Consider the following 19,524-nt stretch of genomic DNA (forward strand, 5'->3'; position numbering starts at 1 on the left):
GTCTCAGGCCGGCGGATACCGGGTGTTGTGACTTGCTGCCGTTCCGACACGCCGTGGATAAGCGAGCCGAGTGATCGCGAGATCCATAGCATTGATGCTATGGGCTGGGGTAGGGTTGAGCTGGAACCAGAGGTCCGAGATTGGTTGGAGGGGTTGCCGGGCGAGCACTTCGCGCGGGCCGCCTTCTACATCGATCTGCTTGCCGGCCGCGGCGTCTTGCTCGACGAGCCGTACACCAAGCAGCTCGATGGGAAGCTGCGAGAACTGCGGTTCTACCTGGAGCGCGACCAGGTGCGTGTGACGTACTGGATCGCCTCCGACCGGAGGATCATCTTGCTGACGGTGTTCCGGAAAACCCGGGCTCGGGAGGACCGCGAGATCGAACGGGCTCGCCGGGCGTTGGAGCGGTGCATCGCCGAGCGGCATACCGTGATCGAGGGGGCAGAGCGATGAGTGACCGCGTTGACTGGAACGACCTCCGGGAACGTCGGATGGCCGAGCCGGGCGTCGCCGAGGCGTACGAAGCGACACGCATCGCCTTTGAGCTCGGTCAGGAGGTGCGCCACCTGCGGGAGCACAACGGATGGAGTCAGAGCCAGTTGGCGCATGCCGCGGGCATGACACAGTCAGCGGTCGCCCGGTTCGAGGCCGGCGGCACCGTTCCCACCTTGGCTGTTCTCGAACGACTGGCTCGAGCGCTGGACCGGAAGTTGGATGTGCGGTTCTCGCCTCGCCCCGAGGCTGCCTGATCCGAGGGTAGGCGTCGCTGTTGGGTCGCGCCGGGGCGACGGACGGGATGTTGGCCGCCGAACAGCGGACCTATGTACGACACAGGTACCGAGCCACTGTCGAACGACACCGGGCTCCCGCTCCGCCTCGCCACGCCCTGAGCCACAGCACCGGTCACGAGCGACAAAAGCCTGTCGCGGTGGGTGCCGAGGACGAGCCGATCAGGTCGGCGGATACAGGTGTACTCGCACCTCGGGCAGGTCGGCGAGCGCGGCCTCGATGAGAGGTCGGACGTCGGCCCAGTCGAGGCTGCCGTTGCCGCAGCCCAGCGCCGGCACCGCCACCGAGGTGATGCGGTGCTCGCGGAGGACGCGTACCAGGTCGGCAAGGCCCGCGGTGACGTCGGCCAGCTGCGACCGTGAGCGCCAGTGGCGCTTCGTCGGGAAGTTGATGACGTATCGGTGCCGGCCGGGAACACCCGAGTCGTACACGAACACCTGCCCGAGGCGGACGGTGCCGGCGGCGCACGCGGCGCGGTAGACAGCGTAGTTCGCGGGATACGCCCGCTTGAACGCCAGCGCGATGCCCTTGCCCATCACACCGACGGTGTTGACAGCATTGACGAGAGCCTCAGCGTCCGCGTCGAGCAGGTTGCCATGGCGGATCATGATCACGGTCTCGTGGTATCAGCCGGGTCCGACATGCTCTTGCCTGCTCGGCACCGACGACGAACCGGTTCGCGGCAGCCGGGCCTCAGCTGGGCATCGCGGCGGATTGGGGACCACGGCGAGTACGTGGGTTGTGGGAGCATGGTCCGTCCGTCCGTTGTGCACGGTTTCGATCCCGCTGGGAGACAGTCTCGTGGCAGACACCGCCCCGCCCGCCGTCACCGACCAGATCTCGACGATCGACACCAGCGTGCCGCACTCCGCGCGCATCTGGAACTACTGGCTGGGCGGCAAGGACAACTTCGAAGCCGACCGGATGGCCGGCGACCAGGTCCGCGCCATCTTCCCGGCGATGGTCGAGACCGCCCGGCAGTCGCGGGCGTTCCTGACCCGCGCCGTACGCTTCCTCGCCGGCGAGGCCGGCATCCGGCAGTTCCTCGACCTCGGCACGGGCCTGCCCACCGCTGACAACACTCACCAGGTGGCCCAGCGGGTCCGACCGGACAGCCGCGTCGTCTACGTCGACAACGATCCGATGGTGCTCGCCCACGCCCGCGCGCTGCTTGTCGGCGCGCCCGAGGGCCAGACGAAGTACCTGCACGCCGACCTGCGCGACCCCGATGTAGTCCTGCGCCAGGCCGCCGAGTACCTCGACTTTACGCAGCCCGTCGCCGTGCTGCTGTTCGGCGTCATGGGCCACATCGGCGATGACGACCAGGTCGTCCCCATCATCCGTACGCTGCTCGCCGCCGTACCCTCCGGCAGCTACCTAGCCCTGTCCGACGGCACCGACACCAGCAAGGAGGTCGTCGAGTCACACCGGCAGTACAACGAGAGCGGCGCGATGCCCTACCACCTGCGCAGCCCCGACCGGATCTCGCGATTCTTTGCGGGCCTGGAACTGGTAGAGCCCGGCCTGGTGCCGTTCACGCAGTGGCGGTCCGACGGTGGAGGCGCGCCCGCCGTGGACGGGTACGGAGCGGTCGCCCGCAAGCCTTAGGCGGCCGACCCTGCTCACAGCATGACGGCTCAGGCGGCGATCGCTCGGGCAGCGGCGTACATGTCGGCAGGTAGTGCGTGCTGCATCCGCCACAGAATGCGCATCGGGCGGTCGCCGATGTGCGACTCGTACGTCATCGGTCCGGCATACATGTACGGCGGGGCACCGAGGTTGCCGTCGGCCACCTTTGTCTCCCGAACGAACAGGTGCACCGTCGACCCGAGCTTTTCGTGGTTGATGTATCGCTGGCCGGTCGCTGAGGTGGATGACGTCGTGCTCTGCGACTCCCACTGGAAGAGTGTTTCGGTGATCGCCCGGTCGGCGTACATCGTCGTGGGGGAGTAGTGCTGCTCAGACTTCACGAGCGTTACGAAGAAAAGGTCAGCCTGCTCGTTCGGCAGCCACTTCACGCCCTCCCGCAGCGAACCCGGGTTCGGCATGCCAAAGGCTGCGCAGGCCTCGTTGCGGGTGTACTGGGCGTGCACGTGCAGCGGCACCTCGCCAAGGCGGACCGGCTCGGTAACCCGGTGAATACGCCGCCGCAGTACTGCGGCGACCTGGCGCAACTCCTCACAGCGCACCGCGTCTTGCTGGAGCCGGTTTAGCCGGTCCTGCTGCTCGGCGAGGGGCACGTTAGGCCCCCAGAAGCTGAAGTGGAGCATGTCCAGCAGCCGGTTCGCCTCGGGCCCCGCGCTGGTCGTTGCCTGCTTCCACAGTGCCAGTCGGTCGAGGTCGTCCGTGTGCAGCATGCGGCCGATCGCCCGGCCCAGCTCGCGGTCATCCGGCCCCGGCATTGAGGTATCCACTCCGGCAAGTCGCCGTAGGCCGGTCCACCCGTCCAGCGTCGCCGACCGGTAGACGTCCTCGATCTCCAAACCCGTGTGCTGCAAGAACTCGGCGAGCGTGACGTCCCCAAGCTGGCGAAGCTCAGCCACCATGCTGTTCTTCGACCCAGGAAGCGCCCGCTTCAAGTTGTCGAGCACAACGTCCTTCGCTACTCGGTCCAGCTCGATGTGGCATCCACTCGGCAGCGTCGGGAAGTCCTGCTCAATAGCGTCGCGCACCTCCCGGCGGCTGATACCGGTCAGCGCCCTCCATCGGAGGTCAAATCGGAAATCGGCGTGCTGCCCACCGATGAAGTCGAGCACAGTCAGGCAGGGCTTGTCGTCGTCCAGGCGCAGACCACGGCCGAGCTGCTGCAGAAAGATGGTGGCGCTCTCGGTGGGCCGCAGCAGGAAGATGGTGTCGACCATCGGCAGGTCGACACCCTCGTTGAATAGGTCGACCGTGAAGAGCACGCGCAGCGCGCCGGCCTTGAAGTCACGGATCAAGCCCTGCTGCACCGGCCGGTCGACCTTCGAGGTGATCGCGACGGACGGCACGCCATGCCGGGTGAAGAAGTCTGCCATGAACTCGGCGTGGCCGATGCTTACGCAGAAGCCGAGTGCCCGCATCCGGCTCGCGTCGACCTTGTCCTGGGCGGCCCGCAGCACCATCCGTGCCCGTGCCTGGTTACCGGTGTAGAGGCCATCCAGCTCCGTCGGGTCGTAGCCCTGCCCTCGCTTCCAGTGCAGCTGCGACAGGTCCACGTCATCGTGCAGCCCGAAGTAATGGAACGGCGCCAACAACTGCCGTTCCAGCGCCTCCCGCAGGTGCAACTCCACGGCCGCCTGACCGTCGAACCACCGCCGCACGTCGCCGCCGTCGGTCCGGTCGGGGGTGGCGGTCAGCCCCAGGAGTACGCCGGGCTGCAACCGCTCCAACAACCGCGCGTACGTCGGCGCCTCGGCATGGTGGAACTCGTCCACGATCACCATGTCGAACCGCTCGGGGTCAATCTCCTGCCGCCGCAGTGACTGGATCGAGGCGAACACGTGCCGCCAGTCCTTCGGCTTGTCCCCGGCCACCAACGTCTCACCGAAGCTGCCGTCGCCCATCACCTGCCGGAACGTCGACCGGCTCTGCCGCAGAATCTGCTGCTGATGCGCGACGAACAGCAGCGAATCAACCTTTTTGTCGCGGACCAGTCGCCGGTAGTCCAACGCCGCCACCACGGTCTTGCCGGTGCCCGTCGCCATGACAACGAGATTGCGCCAGCGGCCGTGCACCCGCCGCTCCGCGTCCAGGTCGGCCAGGATCTCTGCCTGATACGGGTACGGCCGCACATCCAGGTTGGGGATCTCGGTTGGTGCCTCGTCGGCGCGCTCGCCCCTCAGCGCATACCTCAGTCGCTCGCCGTCAGCCGACGGGTCGTATGGCTCGAACGCCGGGTCGTTCCAGTAGTCCTCGAATGTGGCGTCGAACGTGTCGATGACGTGCGGTTGCTCGACGTTCGAAATCCGCACATTCCACTCCACCCCGTCGACCAGCGCCGACTTGGACAGGTTCGACGAGCCGACGTACGCGGTGGTCATGCCGTTGTTACGGCGGAACAGCCACGCCTTGGCATGCAGACGCGTGGTCCTGGTCTCGTAGGAGATCTTGATGTCGGCGCCGAGTTCAGCGAGCCGCTCTAGGGCCCGCTGGTCGGTGGCGCCCATGTAGGTGGTGGTGACCACCCGGAGGCGGCCGCCGCGGGCGATTAGGTCGCGGATAGCCGGCTCGATGAGGCGCAGGCCGTACCACTTGATGAACGCGCAGAGCAGGTCAACGGAGTCGGCCGAGGCCATCTCGTAGGTGACCTCGTGGCCGATGCGTGGCTGGTGACGGCCGTTGACCAGTAGTGCGCCGGTTGAGAGCGGTGTGGTGGGGCGTATCGGGAAGGTGGGAGCGGCCGGCGGCGTCGGTGGGGCCGCGATGGCGTGCAGGATGTGCTCGGCGTTGGCGATCTGATCCTGCGCGGTCGAGGCCTGCGGGCTCAGCGCACCGATGGCTTCGGCAATGCGGTTAGCAAGCTGGACCTGGCGACGAAGTTTGTCATCGCCGCCGGTCACGGCCTGCAGGGCGCGCTGGGCGATGGCAGCGATGTAACTGGCGAGCGCTGTGTGGGCATCGGCCGGATTCAACGTGCCGCGCTGGACCAGGCTGGGGTCAACGTGCTGAAGCCGTTCGGCGAACCGTTGGGTGATCAGGTGTTCGTAGATGCCCCAGTCAAGATCAGTCACGCAGGGAAGCTAACCAGGCCGAGTAGCTAATCGCAGCCCCGCCAGGCGGCGATCGTTGCAGTTGACCTTGCGCTGACGATTGCTGTTGGGTATGAATCTCCGATGACCACCCCGCATTGCCCGCAGCCGGCTCAGCACTACATCACAGAGGTCAACAAAGGTTCCATCCGCATGCAGACCTGGCAGCGACACCTCAACGATATGTACGCGCAGGGCTATCGGTTGTCTCACGTCTTCGAGCAGGACGGCAACACCGTCCAGGTGTACGAGCACCACTGGCACCCCGATGGGTTCCGAGCCTGACCCGGCCGAGCGAGCGCTTGCGCGGCAGACGACTCACGCAGCGCTCAAGGCGGGCAGCAGGCCGGCCGACTGCAGCCGGTCGTAGGCCAGCTCGATGTGCGCCGGCGTGAAAAGGCGTGCTTTGCGGCCGCTCCAGCTGCGAACCCGTTCGATCAACTCGTCGACATCGCTAGTTGCTGGACTCGACGCGGCCGCGTAATGCACGGTGGCCAGCAGCTCAATGCTGTAGGGGGCCTCGAAGCCGTCGACCAAACGGGCCAGTTGCTCCAACGCGTCGGACGATGCCGAGCCGTGAATCCCGAACCACGTCGCTACGGCCTCGCCCGTACCGTCAGTTAGTCGAATCGGCTGTAGCTCCTCGACCCGTGCCGACCGGTCACCAAAGCCAGTGAGGTAGTGCCCTTCCAAGCGATCGAGGACGTGGTTGAGGTTTTCGGCGTACGGGCCGTACCGGCCGCGGCCGAATTGCAGGCGTAGCGGCTGCCCGAGCACCTGGAGGAAGTAGGCGATCTTTTGGATCTCCAGCACGGTGACGCCGTCACGTGGTTCAAGTGCTCGAGCCCGCTTCAAGTAATGGTCGATGGCCTGCAGCAGGGTGGCGCGGCCCGACGTCAGTGAGGGCTTCTCAGTAGCTACCGGCATGTCAGCAGGATTCGGTGCCCCCTCGGGCGGGAACAGCAGCACTCGCACGTCGGGGAGCTCCGCGAAGGCTCGCTCAATGATGGGCCGGACCTCGTCCCAGTTGAGTCCGCCGTTGCCGCAGCCGAGAGCAGGCATCGCCACCGATGTGATCTGTTGTTCCCGGACCACACGTACGAGGTCAGCAAGGCCTGCCTGGATGTCAGACAGCTTCGAGTTGGCCCGCCAGTGACCCTTAGTGGGAAAGTTGATCACGTATCTGCGGAGGCCCAGGCGCGCCGAGTCGAAAACGAACATTTGGCCCAGCTTGACCTCGTTTTTTGCGCACGCTGCTCGGTAGGCCGCGTAGTTGGCCGGGTAGGCGCGCTTGAACTGGAGAGCGATGCCCTTGCCCATCACTCCGACCGTGTTAACCGTGTTGACCAACGCGTCGACGTCGGCGGTCAACAGGTTGCCACGACTTAAGACGATCACTCGCGCACCTCCCTTCGTGCGTACCCGTAGTACCAGGCTGGTCTGACAGCAACGTACGGCTCGATCATGCCAGCCTCGCGGAAGACCTGCCTCAACTGTTCCCGCCGTTGCTCCGTCCGTACGGCGTAACCGACCAGCAGGTCGAGAGGAAACTCACGATGGACCAGGAACTCGGCCGCGCGACGGCGCATGCGGTCCATGTCCTCGGGGATGTTCCTCCAGATCTGCTCTTGAAGCAGAGGCCAGTCGACGAGAGTCGCAAGCTCATCGAGCTGGGCTGAGAATGTCGTCAGCCCGACCGCGCAGTTTCCGTCGCTCGCCACCCAGCTCAACCCGGCTGCGTCCACCTGCTCCACCGAGCTGACCAGGTAGATGAGCGGGTCGTCCCCGCCTGGGTAGCACCCGCTCTTTCCGTCCCGATGGTCGCATGCGATCCGGTACATCATCGGCGAGCGTGGGGCGAAGTAGAACGGTACGTAGTCGGCCACTGACCCGCCGGGAGGGCACGGGACAAGTCGCTGCCGCCGGCGCGTCTTGATCTCGACCGCACCCACGTTCGTGGCCAACTGCGGCCCCACGCTGCTGTCCGAGTACAACCTGCCGGCCTTTAGGATCGCCGGCAGGTTGTCGATGTGCGTGAAGTGCATGATCAGGGTTGGTTCCGGCTGGCCTAGGGTGTCCGCCATCGTCAGTCCAGCTCGCTCGGATCGATGCGGGCCTTCACCTCCGCGTGCTCAGCCAACAGGTAGAGAAGGTTCGACCCGTCGATCAGCTCAAGCGGCTTGCCGGAGGCGAACTCGTAGGAGGCCGCGCCGTAGCCACTGGTGGTGACCAGGATGCCTTTGGAGGCGCCTTCGTTCTGGACCGTGCCGTAGAGGTCTCGCACGGCGGAAACGTCGACGGTGTTGCGGTAGCGCTTGGCCTGGATGACGACCTTGCCACCGAAGATCGGCCGGGGATCGAAGGCGACGCAGTCGACGCCGCCGTCGCGAGACGGGCGGGTCTGCTTGGTGTCGAGGCCCATCTTCGCGAAGAGGTTCTGGATCAGGCTCTCGAACTCGGTCGGGCTTAGCTTGAGCAGGTTGGGTCGTTGATCCAGGTCAGCCAGAACGTCGACCTCGTCGACGAACCGCTTGTCGACCATGTCGAACTCCAGCACGGGCCGGACCGGCGCAAGTTCCGCGGGCCGCTTCGAGACCGAGGCGTTGAGGTGTTGGAGACAGGCGGTCGGCTCCACATTCCTGAGGTTCAGCTCGCCAAACACTTCCCGGGTCGTCCGCAGCGTTACCAAGCACGGCTGTACGGACGTGCCGGTCCGCGGATCGGTGGTATCGACGATGCCGTTGAAGACAACTGTTTCCACGAGCCCCGAGCGGTCCGCTTCGAAGAGTTCGTGGACCGTTCGAAGGGTCACCTGGGCGACCAGGTTCGCGTACCGGTCCTTGATCTCCTTGGCCGGCCGTGCCGCAGTCGTTATCTCATCCCGCGCCTTGACATAGCGGTACTCCCGGACCGCCGGGATCACGTCCAGAGTCGGCAGGTGGTACTCGACGACGAGCTGGCGAGATTCCGGAACGTAGGCCAGGCGGTAGTGCTGCGGGAAGTCGTCAGGGTAGACCGAATTGCCGAGCACCATGCTGAAGTACTCGACGACGGCGGCGGGATCTGCTGCGGCAAACGTAGATGCAAAGCGGTCGATCTCGGCGTTGTGCGCCGCGACCTCTGCCTCGACCTTCGCGCAGTGCTGCTGGTAACTCTGGTACGCGGCGGCCAGCCGACGCTGGCGGTCGGCCTCAGCCGCCGCGTGCTGCGCCTGCGCCTGCGCGAAGGCCTGCTGAGCCCCGGCGAGTTGCTGCTGGTATATGGCCTGGCCGCCGAACATCTTCCCCAGCCCGGTAGGGGCGGGCGGCTCGAAGCGGCGCCAGTCCGGAGGCGGCGGGGGCGTACCGAGCGGACCCGGGTTGAAGGGCGGGTGACTCACCGACTTTCGCAGCTTCCGGAAGTCAATGTGGTCATCGACGTCGAGCGTGGCCGACAGCAGGCTGTCCAGCTCCTCAAGGTGCGCCTGGAGCTCGGACTTGTCGGCGGCGACCTCGGCCAATCGCGCCTCGACGTAGAGCCGCTTGCGCTCACGCTCGTCAGCTGCGGCAGCGCGCTGTGCTGCCTTCATGGCGTGTTCTGCTTCGCGGCGGAGCTGCTGCTGATGCCGATACGCCGCGGCTTGAGCCTGCTTCTGTGCGCGCACCTGACGTGCGTGTGTCCGCTGCATTTCCTTGAGGATGCCCACGTTGGTCCTAACACAACTAGAGGGGTCCAGAGCCGAAGATAGACAGGGGGTGTGACAGTCGAAGCGGCTGTCAGGTTTGCCCAATGCTCTCGGCATCAGCGTCAGCGAGGTCGCTGATGAGCGTGGCTACGGCATTCCGCAAGGCGCGTAGCTCGCCAGCGGTGAGCCCGAGTTCGTAGCAATGGTGGTGACCGGCGCGAGACAGCGCTGACCAGGCGTAACCGGCCCGAGCAGCGATGTGCCGGCCAGCGTAGCGATCGAGGATCAGGAACTGCGGCGACCGAGCGCGGAGCGCGGTGACCTCCGGGTGGCACCGTAGCCAGTAGTCGTCCATGGCGGTTTCGAGGGCGAGTCGCAGCAGCCAGGCACACGCGCGCGGCCAGGCGCCCCGGGTGCCGCGGACCATGCTGCTGAGCAGCTGGTCGGCCGCGTCGAGGCAGCTCTGCGGCGAAGCCCTCGTCGTCATCGCAGCTCCTCAGCCAGTCGGCGGCAGTCCCGGACGAGTACGTCGAGGTCGAACGTGCCCGGACCGTGGACGCCCTCCTTGCAGGCCCGGAACGCGTCACCGGCCCAGCGGCCGTACTGGTTGAGCCGGGGGAACACCTTGCCGCCCTGGTGCATGTCGCCGAAGAGCGCCAAGGCCGTCACCTGGTTAAGCGTCAACGCCTTCTCAATGAGCTCCTCCACGTCGCCGTGTCGCTCGCCGCGACCGAGGCGCTCTCGGCGGATCCGTTCGTGGCACGCGGCCTCCAGCGCCGACCGGCAGAAGCCGGACACCAGTGGGTAACGGGCGTTGTCAGCCAATCCGTCGGCCTTCAGAATCGCCGTGGCGTCGCTAAGGTACCGCTCAATCGGGTCGCTGTTCTTGCGGATCTCCACCACCGATTCGTCACGTCGAGTGACCGCCCAGATGGTGGCCTCGATCCGGAGTCGGCGTACTGCCTCGGGCAGTCGGTTGTCGTGGGTGAAGACGATGACCTGTCGGGTCTCCGCCAGGCCGGCGAGCACCTGGGCCAGCCCGTCGACCTTGGACGGGTCCATGCTCTGCACCGGGTCGTCGATGATGACGAACCGGAACGGGCTGTCCTCGGCGCAGGCGCGAGGTAGGAACACCGCCAGCCCGAGGGCCTGCAGCTCGCCCTGGCTCATCACCGCCATGGCGGAGGTGGCCGTGCCGTCGACGGTGACGGGGAAGGCGATCTTGCGGCGCGTGTTGGTGCCATCGAGCCGCATCCCGCTCAGCTCGACGTTGCTCTCCTGGCGGAGTTCGTCCCAGATCTCCTGGGACCGCTGGGCGAACGGTGCGAGCCGCTGATTCCGGAGGTCGTCCGTTGCCTTCCTGAGCCAGTCTCGAGCCGCATTTACCCGCTTCAGGGCGGCCGCGTCGTCAACGGCTGCCCGCGCCCGGCCCAGCCAGTCCTGCAGTGCGGCCGCGTGCTCGCGCCAGGCGTCGTGGCGCTGGCGAAGCCACTCGCTCGTAGCAGCTTGGAGCGCAGCGAACGCTTCGAACACCTCCGTGTACGTCGCCCTCAGATGGGTGGCCAGCTTGTCTGCCCGCAGGTCGGGAGCGGCAGAGCAAAGTTCCTGGAGGGCCTGGTGTACGCGGTGGGACAAATTAGACCGCAGCAGCCCGTGGGCGACCATGCCGAGGTCGTCGGCATTGATCCGACTGCTGAGTTCGAGTACGCGCCGCGCCCGCGCCTGCGCTTCCCGCAACCGCCGCTGAGCCTCCTCGACCGCCACCGTCTCCCGCTGCAGCTGATCCAGCGTCCCGATGGACCGACCGCGCCAGGCGGAGTCGAGGATGCCCGTTCCGCAGACTGGGCACGGGCTGTCGCCGTGGTCAGTGTGAAAGTTGACCGCCATCCGGAGCAGCTGGGCGGCGGCGTCCGCAGTGCCGGCCCGTGTGGAGGCCAGTTCGGTGACATGCTGGGCGGCCGCCTCGAGCTCGCCGGCCAGCTGACTGACATACCCACGGTCAGGGAGGATGACCGCGATCAGGCGGCGGACAGCGGCGGCGATCGGGTCGCTGGTGTCGCTGCCCGCGTCCGCGAGCAGCGTGTCGAGAGCGTCAAGATCGGGGGTACGTTTCGACAGGATCCCGAGCGCGGCCCGCGCCCGATCATCGTCGACCTCCGACAGCGCAGCGCCTATCGACTGACGCGCTGCCTTCACCGCGTTGACCCGGTCGTTGAGCGTCTTCCGTACCCGCATCAGCCGCTTGTCGGCCTCGACGACGGGATCGATGCCGAGGATGGGAGCGAGGGCATCGAAGAGCCCGCTGGGCGTGGAGGTGACGAGCCGGCCGAGGTCGCTGGCCGTGAGGAACGGCCGATATACGTCGAGCGGCTGCTGCCAGCCGAGCTCCGCGGTGCTGTCGTACCGCTGCCCGTCCGCCAGGACGCTGCCGACGCCCTGGTCAGCTTCCGTGTCCTCGTCACGCCACTTCCGGCGTACGCGGATCGGGGTCTCGGCGCCCTCGGCGCGGAGCTGGACCTCGATTTCGCAGGGCGACCCGCAGTGCAGGTTGCGCCAGCCGTCCTTGAAGACGCTGTTGCGGTCGGCCCAGCGGGCGCTGTTTCCGGTGAGGGCGAGCTCGACGGCCTCCGCGTAGCTCGATTTGCCGGAGCCGTTCCGCCCGATGACCAGGGTGAGCCCGGCGTGGGGCTGCAGCCGCAGGCTCTGCTGTGGACCGACACCCCGGAAGCCCGCCACGGTCACCGACTCCAGGTAGAGCGGCTGCGGACGCGGCCGGGTGGACGGGTCGCGCTCCGGCAGGTCGACCGGCTCGCCGCTGAGGACGGCATCGAGCGCGGCGTCGCCGGCGTAGGCCCCGAGCACGAGGTCCATCACCTCGTTGGGAACGTTGTCCTCGGCCAGCCGGTCGAAAACCTGGTCGAGCAGGGACTGGTCCTCGGCCATACGGCCCTCCCTTCCGGGCGTCGCGGTAGATATGTTTACCCCGGGCAACAACCCCAAAGCCGGGGGATTGCTGGGAAACACTGGAACTTGTAGCATGCTTGTCGTGGCTGAGTCCATAGAGAACCTCGAGCGTCGGATTGACGACCTCCGAGCGGCGGTACGCCGGGCGGTCATCGCACGGGACAACGCCCGCGCCAAGGCCCTGCGCGCCGAACTGCGCAGCGCCGAGGGCGCCTGGGAGGAGGCCCTCAGCGGTCTCGCCGACAACCCGGAGATCGAAACTCAGCCGTCACAGCACGACGCGCCGCTGGTGTCGGTGCGTGAACAGGTCCACCACGCCCTCACCCTGCTGTCAGCCCCCGCCGCGCCGAAGCTGATCGCCGAGGTGCACAACGCCTTCTTCGGCTCGGCCGCGACCGGTTTCGCGGCCAGCAAGCTGACGCACCTGCGCCGTGACGAGGAGCGCTCCTTCCGCACCGCCCGGCACTCCCGGCCGTACTACCTCTGCTCAGCTCTGACCGCCGAGCACCTGGCGCCGGCCCGTGGGCTCCTCGCCGTCTCCACCTGGCCGCTGGAACGGCGCATCATCGGCCCGCTGAGCCTCCGGGTGGATTTCCTGACCGCCGCCATCAACGTCGCCGAGCAGGTCTCGCGATTGCCGGAGCAGACCCTCACGGTGGCCCGGCTGCTCCGCCGGTTCGCCACGAGCATCCCGGGAGCCGTCGACGGGCACGAAGCCGCCGACCCGGCGATCGTCATCAAGGCCGCGCAGGCCGAGCTGGAGGTGCACGCCGACGCCGACCGCGCGCAACGCGCTGCGGCGGCCAAGCGTGCCCACCGGCAGATGGACGAGGCCGAGCAGCTCTTCGGCAGCCGGCTGCGCGTCATAAGGGGGACGGCATGACCAGCGTCGGCCAGCGGCTGGCCGCGATCCGGGGTGGGGTCCAACCCGCTCGGCACAACGCCCGGACGATCGCGGCCCTCACCGGCAACCCGGGCTGCGCGCGCCGTGCGGTGCTCGACTGCGCGGGCGTGGACAAGCAGCGTCTGGCCGCCTACATCGACTACCCGGCCCGGTTCGGCCAGTCGCAGTTCGCCATCACCCGGGGCAACGCCTTCGAAGCCCAGGTCAAGGCCAACGGCTGCGCCGAGCTGCTGCGGTTGCTGCGCGAGCAGCTCGACCTGGACATCCCGGAGGTCTCCTACGACGACCTCGAGTCGGTCGCCGGCCACGAGAGCCAGGACCTCCGATACGCCCGCTCGCGCGCCCTGCTCACCCGGGCCGCCGCGCAGGCCGAGGGCGCCGGCACGCTCTTCGACCACCCGCTGCTGCGGCTCGAGGTCGCCGGTCAGCAGGCCTACCTCGAGCCGGACCTGATCGCGTTCCAGCACGCCGGCCGGTTCCACGTCGTGGAGATCAAGTCCTTCGCCGTCATAGACGGGCAGGCCGACGCCGGCAAGGTGGCGGCCGCCGCGATCCAGGCCGCCGTGTACGTCCTGGCTATGCGCCGGATGCTCGAGGAAGCCGGCCACGACCCGGAGAGCGTGTCGCACGACGTTGTGCTGGTGTGCCCTCGGAACTTCTCCAACCAGCCGATGGCCGTCCTGGTCGATGTGCGGAAGCAGCTCGCCGTCTTGCGTCGGCAGCTCTCCCGGATGACCCGCATCGACGCGCTGCTGGCCGAGCTGCCAGCCACCCTCACCTTCGACCTGGCCCCAGACGACCAGGGTGTGCCCACCCGCTCGCCGGCCTCGCTCGTCGCGGCCCTCGAGGCGGTGGAGGCGCGCTACTCGCCCGAGTGCCTGGCCAGCTGCGAGCTGGCGTTCTTCTGCCGGCACGAGGCCCGAGGCTGCACCGCGGCCCTCGGCAAGGCCGCCCGCGAGGAGCTGGGCGGCATCGAGCGGGTGGAGACCGCGCTGGCCATCGCCCGTAACCAACTGGCGCCCGCCGAGGACCAGAAAGAGGCGGCGGAACTGCTGCGCGCAGCCGGCCGGCTCCGGGCCGAGCTGATGAGCGGAGTCGCCGGATGAGCACCCTGACCACGCTCGCGCGGGCGGAGGCCGTCGTCGAAGGCGTCGCCCAGCGCATCACCACCGTCCGCCACGTGCACCTCGCCAAGCGGCCCCTGGTCTTCATCCCGCTCACCATGGCCGGCGAGGCCAACGCACCGCTCGCAGCGATGGCGGGCGACGACCCAGACAACCCAACGCTGCTAATCGTGCCGCAGCCGCGGAACCGCGACCAGCGCTTCGCTTTCGCCGCCGAGCTGGCCGACATCGTCATCGGTTACGTCGACAGCTTTCTCGACGATGTAGAAGAGGTGACGACGAACAGGGGCAAAGAGGTCCGACACCGGTACGCCGATGCGCCGCAGCTGCTGGTGCCCAACCCCGGGGGTGTTGGCTTCACCCGGCTCTTCGGCCGGTCCACCCGGTTCCGCCGCACCGACGGCGACTACCCGGTGCACCCATCTGTGCCGCTGCTCGGCCGTTGGCTCACGTACTTCACCGAGCGCGCCGAGCATCCCGGCTCGTCCGCGTTGGTGCCGATGACGCAGGCGCTCACGATGCACTGGGCCACCGGACAGAGCCCACTCGAGGACGCGCAGCTCGCCGCGTTCATGGGGTGGATCGCCCCGCCGGACGGCCTGACCGGCGCCGAGGCTGCGACCGCCGCCGAAGACCCGGTGACCTGGCCGCCCGCGGGACCCGCCACCGATCCGACGTTCGACAACGAGGTCCTGGCACCGGCCATGGCCGCCTACGACCGAGCCGTCGCCACCGACTCCCACGTCGACCGGCGGCGCGGCGAGCTGGAGGAGGCCCTGCGCACGCAGCTCGAGCCGACTTGGCGGCTGATGTGGCACGCGGTCTCGCTGCTGCGTGACCTGCCGGCCGGAGCGAGCGTGGCGAAACGGTGGGCGGAGGACCGGGACGCATTCACCAACTTCACGGAGCAGCTCGACGCGGGCGGCTTCCCGCAGCCGCGGCGGGATGGGGCGGTCGCCGCGGCCCGGCGGCTGCACCGGATGGAACGGGCGCTCACCTCGTACGAGGTGCAGCGGGCCTACGACGACCCGATGGTGATGGCCGACTACCGCCTCACCGGAGAGGCGTTCGTCGGCGACGTGACGGCCGCCCATCCGACGCGGGTGGACACCAGCGGGAAGAAACGGGTGCTGCGCCCGTGGATCGCGGTGACCACCACCGACCCGGTGATGGTCACGCCGGGCACGACGTTGCTCTCGCCCGAACAGCCCGATGGGCAGAAGGCGCGAGTGATGTCGGTGACGCGGAAGGACGACGGCACGACCGCGGTCGTGCTGGAGCTGACCGGTGGGATGGGACGCTCGCTCACCCCGGCCCCCGGCAGCGTGCCGGAGGTAGGGAAGCGGATCTGCTACACCACGCTCAGCGACTCCTTCATGCCGCCAGGCTCCTTCCCATCGCGCGAGGAAACGCCGTGGACCCACGGCGGCCCGCCAGCGCCGTACGAGGACAGCGCACCGACCGCCGAAGACGCCCGCGAAGAGTGGTCGTGACGTTTCGGCCCGCAGCATCGCTAGTCAACGACCAACCAATCAGATCCGTGGGGGAGCTGAGTTGAGCAAGTTGGGCACCATCCTCGACCAGATTGACTCGGGCACCGTGCTGCTGCCCGAGTTCCAGCGCGGCTACGTGTGGAACCGGGATCAGGTACGCGGCCTGATGCGCTCGCTCTACCTCGGCTTCCCCGTCGGCGGGCTGCTGGTGTGGGAGACGGAAGCCGACCACGGTTCGGTCCGGGGCAGCGACCACGTCGGCGGCGGGGTGAAGCTGCTGCTCCTCGATGGGCAGCAGCGGATCACCTCCCTCTACGGCGTGGTTCGCGGCAAGCCACCGGCGTTCTTCGAGGGTGACCCGGCAGCCTTCACCGGGCTGCGGTTCAACGTCGAGGAGGAGACCTTCGAGTTCTACGCGCCGGCGAAGATGAAGGACGACCCCACCTGGGTCGATGTCACCGCCCTGTTCGTCGAGGGACTGGAAGCGCAGATCGGGAAGCTGAACGCGCACCCGTCGGTTGCGCCGCGAATCGTGGCGTACATGACCCGGCTGAGCCGGCTGCGCAATCTTCTCGAGCGTGAGTTCCATCAGGAGAAGATCACCGGGGCGGACAAGGGTGTCGAGGTGGTCGTCGACATCTTCAACCGGGTCAACTCGGGCGGCACTAAACTCTCGAAGGGTGACCTGGCGCTGGCGAAGATCTGCGCCGACTGGCCCGAGGCCCGTTCGACGATGCGCAAGCACCTGGGCACCTGGTCGACCGCCGGGTTCCAGTTCAATCTCGACTGGCTGCTGCGGAACGTCAACGCGGTAGCGACGGGCCGCGCCCAGTTCGAGTTCCTGGAGGCGGTCGGCTCGACCGACTTCGCGCAGGCGCTGACCTCGAGCGAGCGCTACATCAGCGGCTTCCTCGACGTGGTCTCCGGCCGGCTTGGCCTCGACCACGACCGGGTGCTGATGGGCCGCTACGCCTTCCCGGTAGTCTCCCGCTTCCTGCACCTCAACGGCGGCACCTTCGCCGACGCGACCGAACGCGACCGGGTCCTCTTCTGGTACATCCACGCCGCGCTGTGGGGACGCTTCGCCGGCTCCACCGAAACGATCCTCACCCAGGACTACGAGACGGCCGCCCGCAGCGGCATCGATGGCCTGATTACCAGCCTGGCCCGCTGGCGCGGCGGCAACCTGGTAATCGACGGGCAGGACTTCGAGGGCTTCGGCCGCGGTTCCCGCTTCTACCCTCTGCTCTACCTGCTCACCCGGGTGCTCGGCGCCCGCGACTTCGGCTCGGGCCTGGAACTCAAGAGCGAGATGCTGGGCCACCTCACCTCGCTCCAGGTGCACCACATCTTCCCCAAGGCGCTGCTCTACAAGCACGGCTACGGCCGGGCCGAGGTCAACGCTGTCGCCAACTTCGCCTTCCTCACTCAGCAAACCAACCTCGCCATCGGCAAGCGGCCGCCGGAGGACTACTTCGCCGAGACCCAGCAGAAGCACCCGGGCGCGCTTGAATCCCAGTGGATCCCGACTGACCCGCAGCTGTGGCGGCCCGACCGATACCTCGATTTCCTCGCCGCACGCCGGGAGCTGCTGGCCAACGCCGCCAACGGATTCCTCGCCGGCCTCCGGGACGGCACCAAGCCGGCCGCCGAGCCGCTGCGACCGGTGGTCGTGGTCACCGAGGAGGAGGTTGACGACGTCCGCGCCGGGCAGGTGAAGGCCCTCGTCGAGGAGCTGGTCACCGCGGGATGCGCCGAGCCGGCGCTCGACAGCGAGATCGCCGACCCGGCCACCGGGCGGGTGCTGGGCGTCGCGGAGGCGTACTGGCCGGACGGCCTGCAACCGGGGCTGGGCAACCCGGTCGTGCTGGAGCTGGACGCCAACCCGGAGCTGGCGCGGATGGAGGAGCTCGGCTACGAGGTCTTCACCTCGGTCGACGCCCTTCGCGGTTACGTCGCGCGGCGCAACGAGCAGGCGGCGGGGCTCACCGACGGCGACGGTGAGCCGCTCGGCGAGGAGACGGATGTCGACGGCGAGGCGGCCAGCGGCTCGCAGAGTGCGGTCGTACCGGCCCAGTCCGGCGGCGACCAGGGCACGGTCGCGGACTTCGAGCGGGCGATGCGCGGGGTGTACGAGGCAGCGCGGCGCGAGGCCGGCTACAACGCCACCTACTTCCTCGGCATGATCGCCGAGCATGGTGGGCTCGCCACCGCCAAGAAGCTGCTCGCCAGCCCGGTCGTGTCCGACGGGTTCGCGGCGCTGTGGGAACGGGGGCGACTCGACCTCACGGTGGAGGCCCTGGTGGTCAAGGACGAGTACGAGTCGCTCTTCACGCCCCACGAGCTCGATATCGCCCGGCACCGCCTGCGACAGTTCGACTTCGACCTCTCGGCACGGCGGTGAGCACCATGACCACCCTGCTCCTGCCCGACGCGCCAGCGGACCCGCCGTCGGTCCAGGCCGAGCGCGTCATCACCGAGGTGCTGGCCGACCTGCGTACCGGCCTGCACCGCGGCGTCGTGGTCGACTCGCCGCCCGGGGCCGGCAAATCGACCCTCGTCGTCCGCGCCGCTGCCGAACTGGCCCGCGCCGGCGAGCCGCTGATCGTGATCGCGCAGACCAACGAGCAGGTCGACGACCTGATCGACCGCCTCGCGCAGAAGGCGCCCGAGCTGCACATCGGGCGGCTCTCGGCGACCGACTACGCGGCGACCGACCGGATCAAGCAGTACGCCACCGTCCGGGTCGCCGCCAAGGTCGCCGACCTCGGTGGTCCCTCCGTCATCATCGGTACGGCCGCCAAGTGGGCCATGGTGTCCGAAGGCTGCTGGCCGTGGGCGATCGTCGACGAGGCGTACCAGATGCGGTCGGACGCCCTGCTGCGCGTGGCCGGACGGTTCGAGCGGGCGCTGTTCGTCGGAGACCCGGGCCAGCTCGACCCGTTCTCCACCGTCGACACCGAGCGGTGGACCGGGCTGACCTGGGACCCGATGCAGTCCGCGGTGGCGGCGCTGCTGCGGCACAATCCCGACCTGCCGGTGCACCGGCTGCCGGTGTCGTGGCGACTGCCTCCCTCGGCGGCGCCCGTGGTGGCCCAGGCGTTCTATCCCTTCACCGGGTTCCGGGCCGGCACGACCGCTTGTGAGAGGTCACTGTCGTTCACCACGGCTGGGTTCGGGCACGGGCCCGTCGACGCGGCCGTGGAGACGGCGGCAGCGACCGGATGGGCGCTCTACGAGCTGCCGGCCCGGCACACGCTGCGGACCGACGTGGAGGCGGCCGCGGCGTGTGCCGCCCTGGCGCGCCGGGTGCTAGAGCGGGGAGCGGTTGCAGTCTCCGAACGCGAACCAGGCGGAGCGCCGGTCACCGCGGGCCGGATCGCCATTGGGGCCGCGCACCGCGACCAGGTGGCGGCCATCCGTGCGCACCTCGGCGAGGCCGGACCGGACATTACCGTCGACACCGCCAACCGGCTCCAGGGCCGGGAGTACGACGTGACGATAGTCCTGCATCCGCTGTCGGGACGGCGGGACGCGACGGCGTTCCATCTGGAGTCGGGGCGGCTGTGCGTGCTCACGTCGCGGCACCGGCACGCCTGCATCGTGGTAGCCCGAGCAGGGATCGCCGAGCTGCTGGACGCCCACCCGTCAGGCGAGCCGGTCCACCTCAACGTCCCGGTCAAGTTCCCCGACGGCTGGGAGGCGAACCAGTCGGTGTTGGCGCACTTGAAGTCATCGAAAGTAAGGGTCGTTATGGCGGCGCCTTGAGTCGCGGCGGTGACGCGGGATCTTTGACCGGTAAGAGAGGTAAAGGTAGAGACGCAAGTTCATGCGCTACAGGTGGTGTTCATGCAGC

The 19,524-nt window shown here is 68.2% G+C and carries 16 protein-coding genes; 9 read left to right on the forward strand and 7 right to left on the reverse strand.

The genetic code is table 11. The features are described 5' to 3' along the window. Positions 1-99 precede the first annotated feature (99 nt). Both D7044_RS20140 and D7044_RS20145 read left to right on the forward strand, forming a co-directional pair. On the forward strand, positions 100-453 hold the full coding sequence (locus D7044_RS20140) for a type II toxin-antitoxin system RelE/ParE family toxin (RefSeq protein ID WP_120689884.1): 354 nt from the start codon (positions 100-102) through the stop codon (positions 451-453). After that, entirely contained in the window at positions 450-749 is a 300-nt protein-coding gene (locus D7044_RS20145) for a helix-turn-helix domain-containing protein (protein WP_120689885.1), read from the forward strand. Before D7044_RS20140 ends, D7044_RS20145 begins: the two co-directional genes overlap by 4 nt. Before the next feature lie 201 nt (positions 750-950). Here the strand turns inward: D7044_RS20145 and D7044_RS20150 are convergent, their stop codons facing one another. Then, on the reverse strand, positions 951-1,397 hold the full coding sequence (locus D7044_RS20150; RefSeq protein ID WP_120677755.1) for a macro domain-containing protein: 447 nt from the start codon (positions 1,395-1,397) through the stop codon (positions 951-953). A 193-nt stretch (positions 1,398-1,590) separates the two neighbouring features. On the opposite strand from D7044_RS20150, the gene D7044_RS20155 reads away from it, so the two are divergent. Beyond that, complete coding sequence (locus tag D7044_RS20155; RefSeq protein WP_233565061.1) at positions 1,591-2,397, forward strand: SAM-dependent methyltransferase; 807 nt, start codon at positions 1,591-1,593, stop codon at positions 2,395-2,397. Positions 2,398-2,426: 29 nt separating this feature from the next. Here D7044_RS20155 and D7044_RS20160 read toward each other — a convergent pair whose 3' ends face one another. Further along, positions 2,427-5,501 carry a DUF3427 domain-containing protein gene (locus D7044_RS20160; RefSeq protein WP_120689887.1) on the reverse strand — a complete coding sequence of 1,025 codons (3,075 nt, stop codon included), beginning with the start codon at positions 5,499-5,501 and terminating at the stop codon, positions 2,427-2,429. Positions 5,502-5,603: 102 nt separating this feature from the next. Here D7044_RS20160 and D7044_RS20165 point away from each other — a divergent pair, with 102 nt between their 5' ends. Beyond that, positions 5,604-5,804 carry a hypothetical protein gene (locus D7044_RS20165; RefSeq protein ID WP_120689888.1) on the forward strand — a complete coding sequence of 67 codons (201 nt, stop codon included), beginning with the start codon at positions 5,604-5,606 and terminating at the stop codon, positions 5,802-5,804. 33 nt (positions 5,805-5,837) lie between these two features. Here the strand turns inward: D7044_RS20165 and darG are convergent, their stop codons facing one another. From darG to D7044_RS20190, 5 genes are all read right to left on the reverse strand, one after another. Beyond that, positions 5,838-6,917: a type II toxin-antitoxin system antitoxin DNA ADP-ribosyl glycohydrolase DarG gene (gene darG, locus D7044_RS20170; protein WP_120689889.1), complete on the reverse strand. Its 1,080-nt coding sequence runs from the start codon at positions 6,915-6,917 to the stop codon at positions 5,838-5,840. Continuing rightward, positions 6,914-7,603: a type II toxin-antitoxin system toxin DNA ADP-ribosyl transferase DarT gene (darT, locus tag D7044_RS20175; protein ID WP_120689890.1), complete on the reverse strand. Its 690-nt coding sequence runs from the start codon at positions 7,601-7,603 to the stop codon at positions 6,914-6,916. Before darT ends, darG begins: the two co-directional genes overlap by 4 nt. Before the next feature lie 2 nt (positions 7,604-7,605). Beyond that, complete coding sequence (locus tag D7044_RS20180) at positions 7,606-9,204, reverse strand: restriction endonuclease (RefSeq protein ID WP_120689891.1); 1,599 nt, start codon at positions 9,202-9,204, stop codon at positions 7,606-7,608. A 70-nt stretch (positions 9,205-9,274) separates the two neighbouring features. Then, positions 9,275-9,670: a hypothetical protein gene (locus D7044_RS20185; RefSeq protein ID WP_120689892.1), complete on the reverse strand. Its 396-nt coding sequence runs from the start codon at positions 9,668-9,670 to the stop codon at positions 9,275-9,277. Then, complete coding sequence (locus tag D7044_RS20190) at positions 9,667-12,126, reverse strand: AAA family ATPase (RefSeq protein ID WP_158610018.1); 2,460 nt, start codon at positions 12,124-12,126, stop codon at positions 9,667-9,669. Before D7044_RS20190 ends, D7044_RS20185 begins: the two co-directional genes overlap by 4 nt. Positions 12,127-12,229: 103 nt before the next feature. Between D7044_RS20190 and D7044_RS20195 the strand changes: the two genes are divergently transcribed. The 5 genes from D7044_RS20195 (at position 12,230) to D7044_RS20215 (ending at position 19,436) form a co-directional block, all read left to right on the forward strand. Further along, a complete protein-coding gene (locus tag D7044_RS20195; RefSeq protein ID WP_120689894.1) occupies positions 12,230-13,030 on the forward strand; it encodes a hypothetical protein in 801 nt (266 codons plus the stop codon). After that, positions 13,027-14,157 carry a hypothetical protein gene (locus D7044_RS20200; RefSeq protein WP_120689895.1) on the forward strand — a complete coding sequence of 377 codons (1,131 nt, stop codon included), beginning with the start codon at positions 13,027-13,029 and terminating at the stop codon, positions 14,155-14,157. Before D7044_RS20195 ends, D7044_RS20200 begins: the two co-directional genes overlap by 4 nt. Continuing rightward, positions 14,154-15,668, forward strand: a complete 1,515-nt coding sequence (locus D7044_RS20205) for a hypothetical protein (protein WP_120689896.1) — start codon at positions 14,154-14,156, stop codon at positions 15,666-15,668. Before D7044_RS20200 ends, D7044_RS20205 begins: the two co-directional genes overlap by 4 nt. 61 nt (positions 15,669-15,729) lie before the next feature. Next, on the forward strand, positions 15,730-18,072 hold the full coding sequence (locus D7044_RS20210) for a GmrSD restriction endonuclease domain-containing protein (protein WP_120689897.1): 2,343 nt from the start codon (positions 15,730-15,732) through the stop codon (positions 18,070-18,072). Positions 18,073-18,077: 5 nt separating this feature from the next. Beyond that, on the forward strand, positions 18,078-19,436 hold the full coding sequence (locus D7044_RS20215; RefSeq protein ID WP_120690035.1) for an AAA domain-containing protein: 1,359 nt from the start codon (positions 18,078-18,080) through the stop codon (positions 19,434-19,436). Positions 19,437-19,524: the final 88 nt, after the last annotated feature.

The sequence above is a fragment of the Micromonospora musae genome, assembly GCF_003626635.1.
Taxonomy (GTDB): domain Bacteria; phylum Actinomycetota; class Actinomycetes; order Mycobacteriales; family Micromonosporaceae; genus Micromonospora; species Micromonospora musae.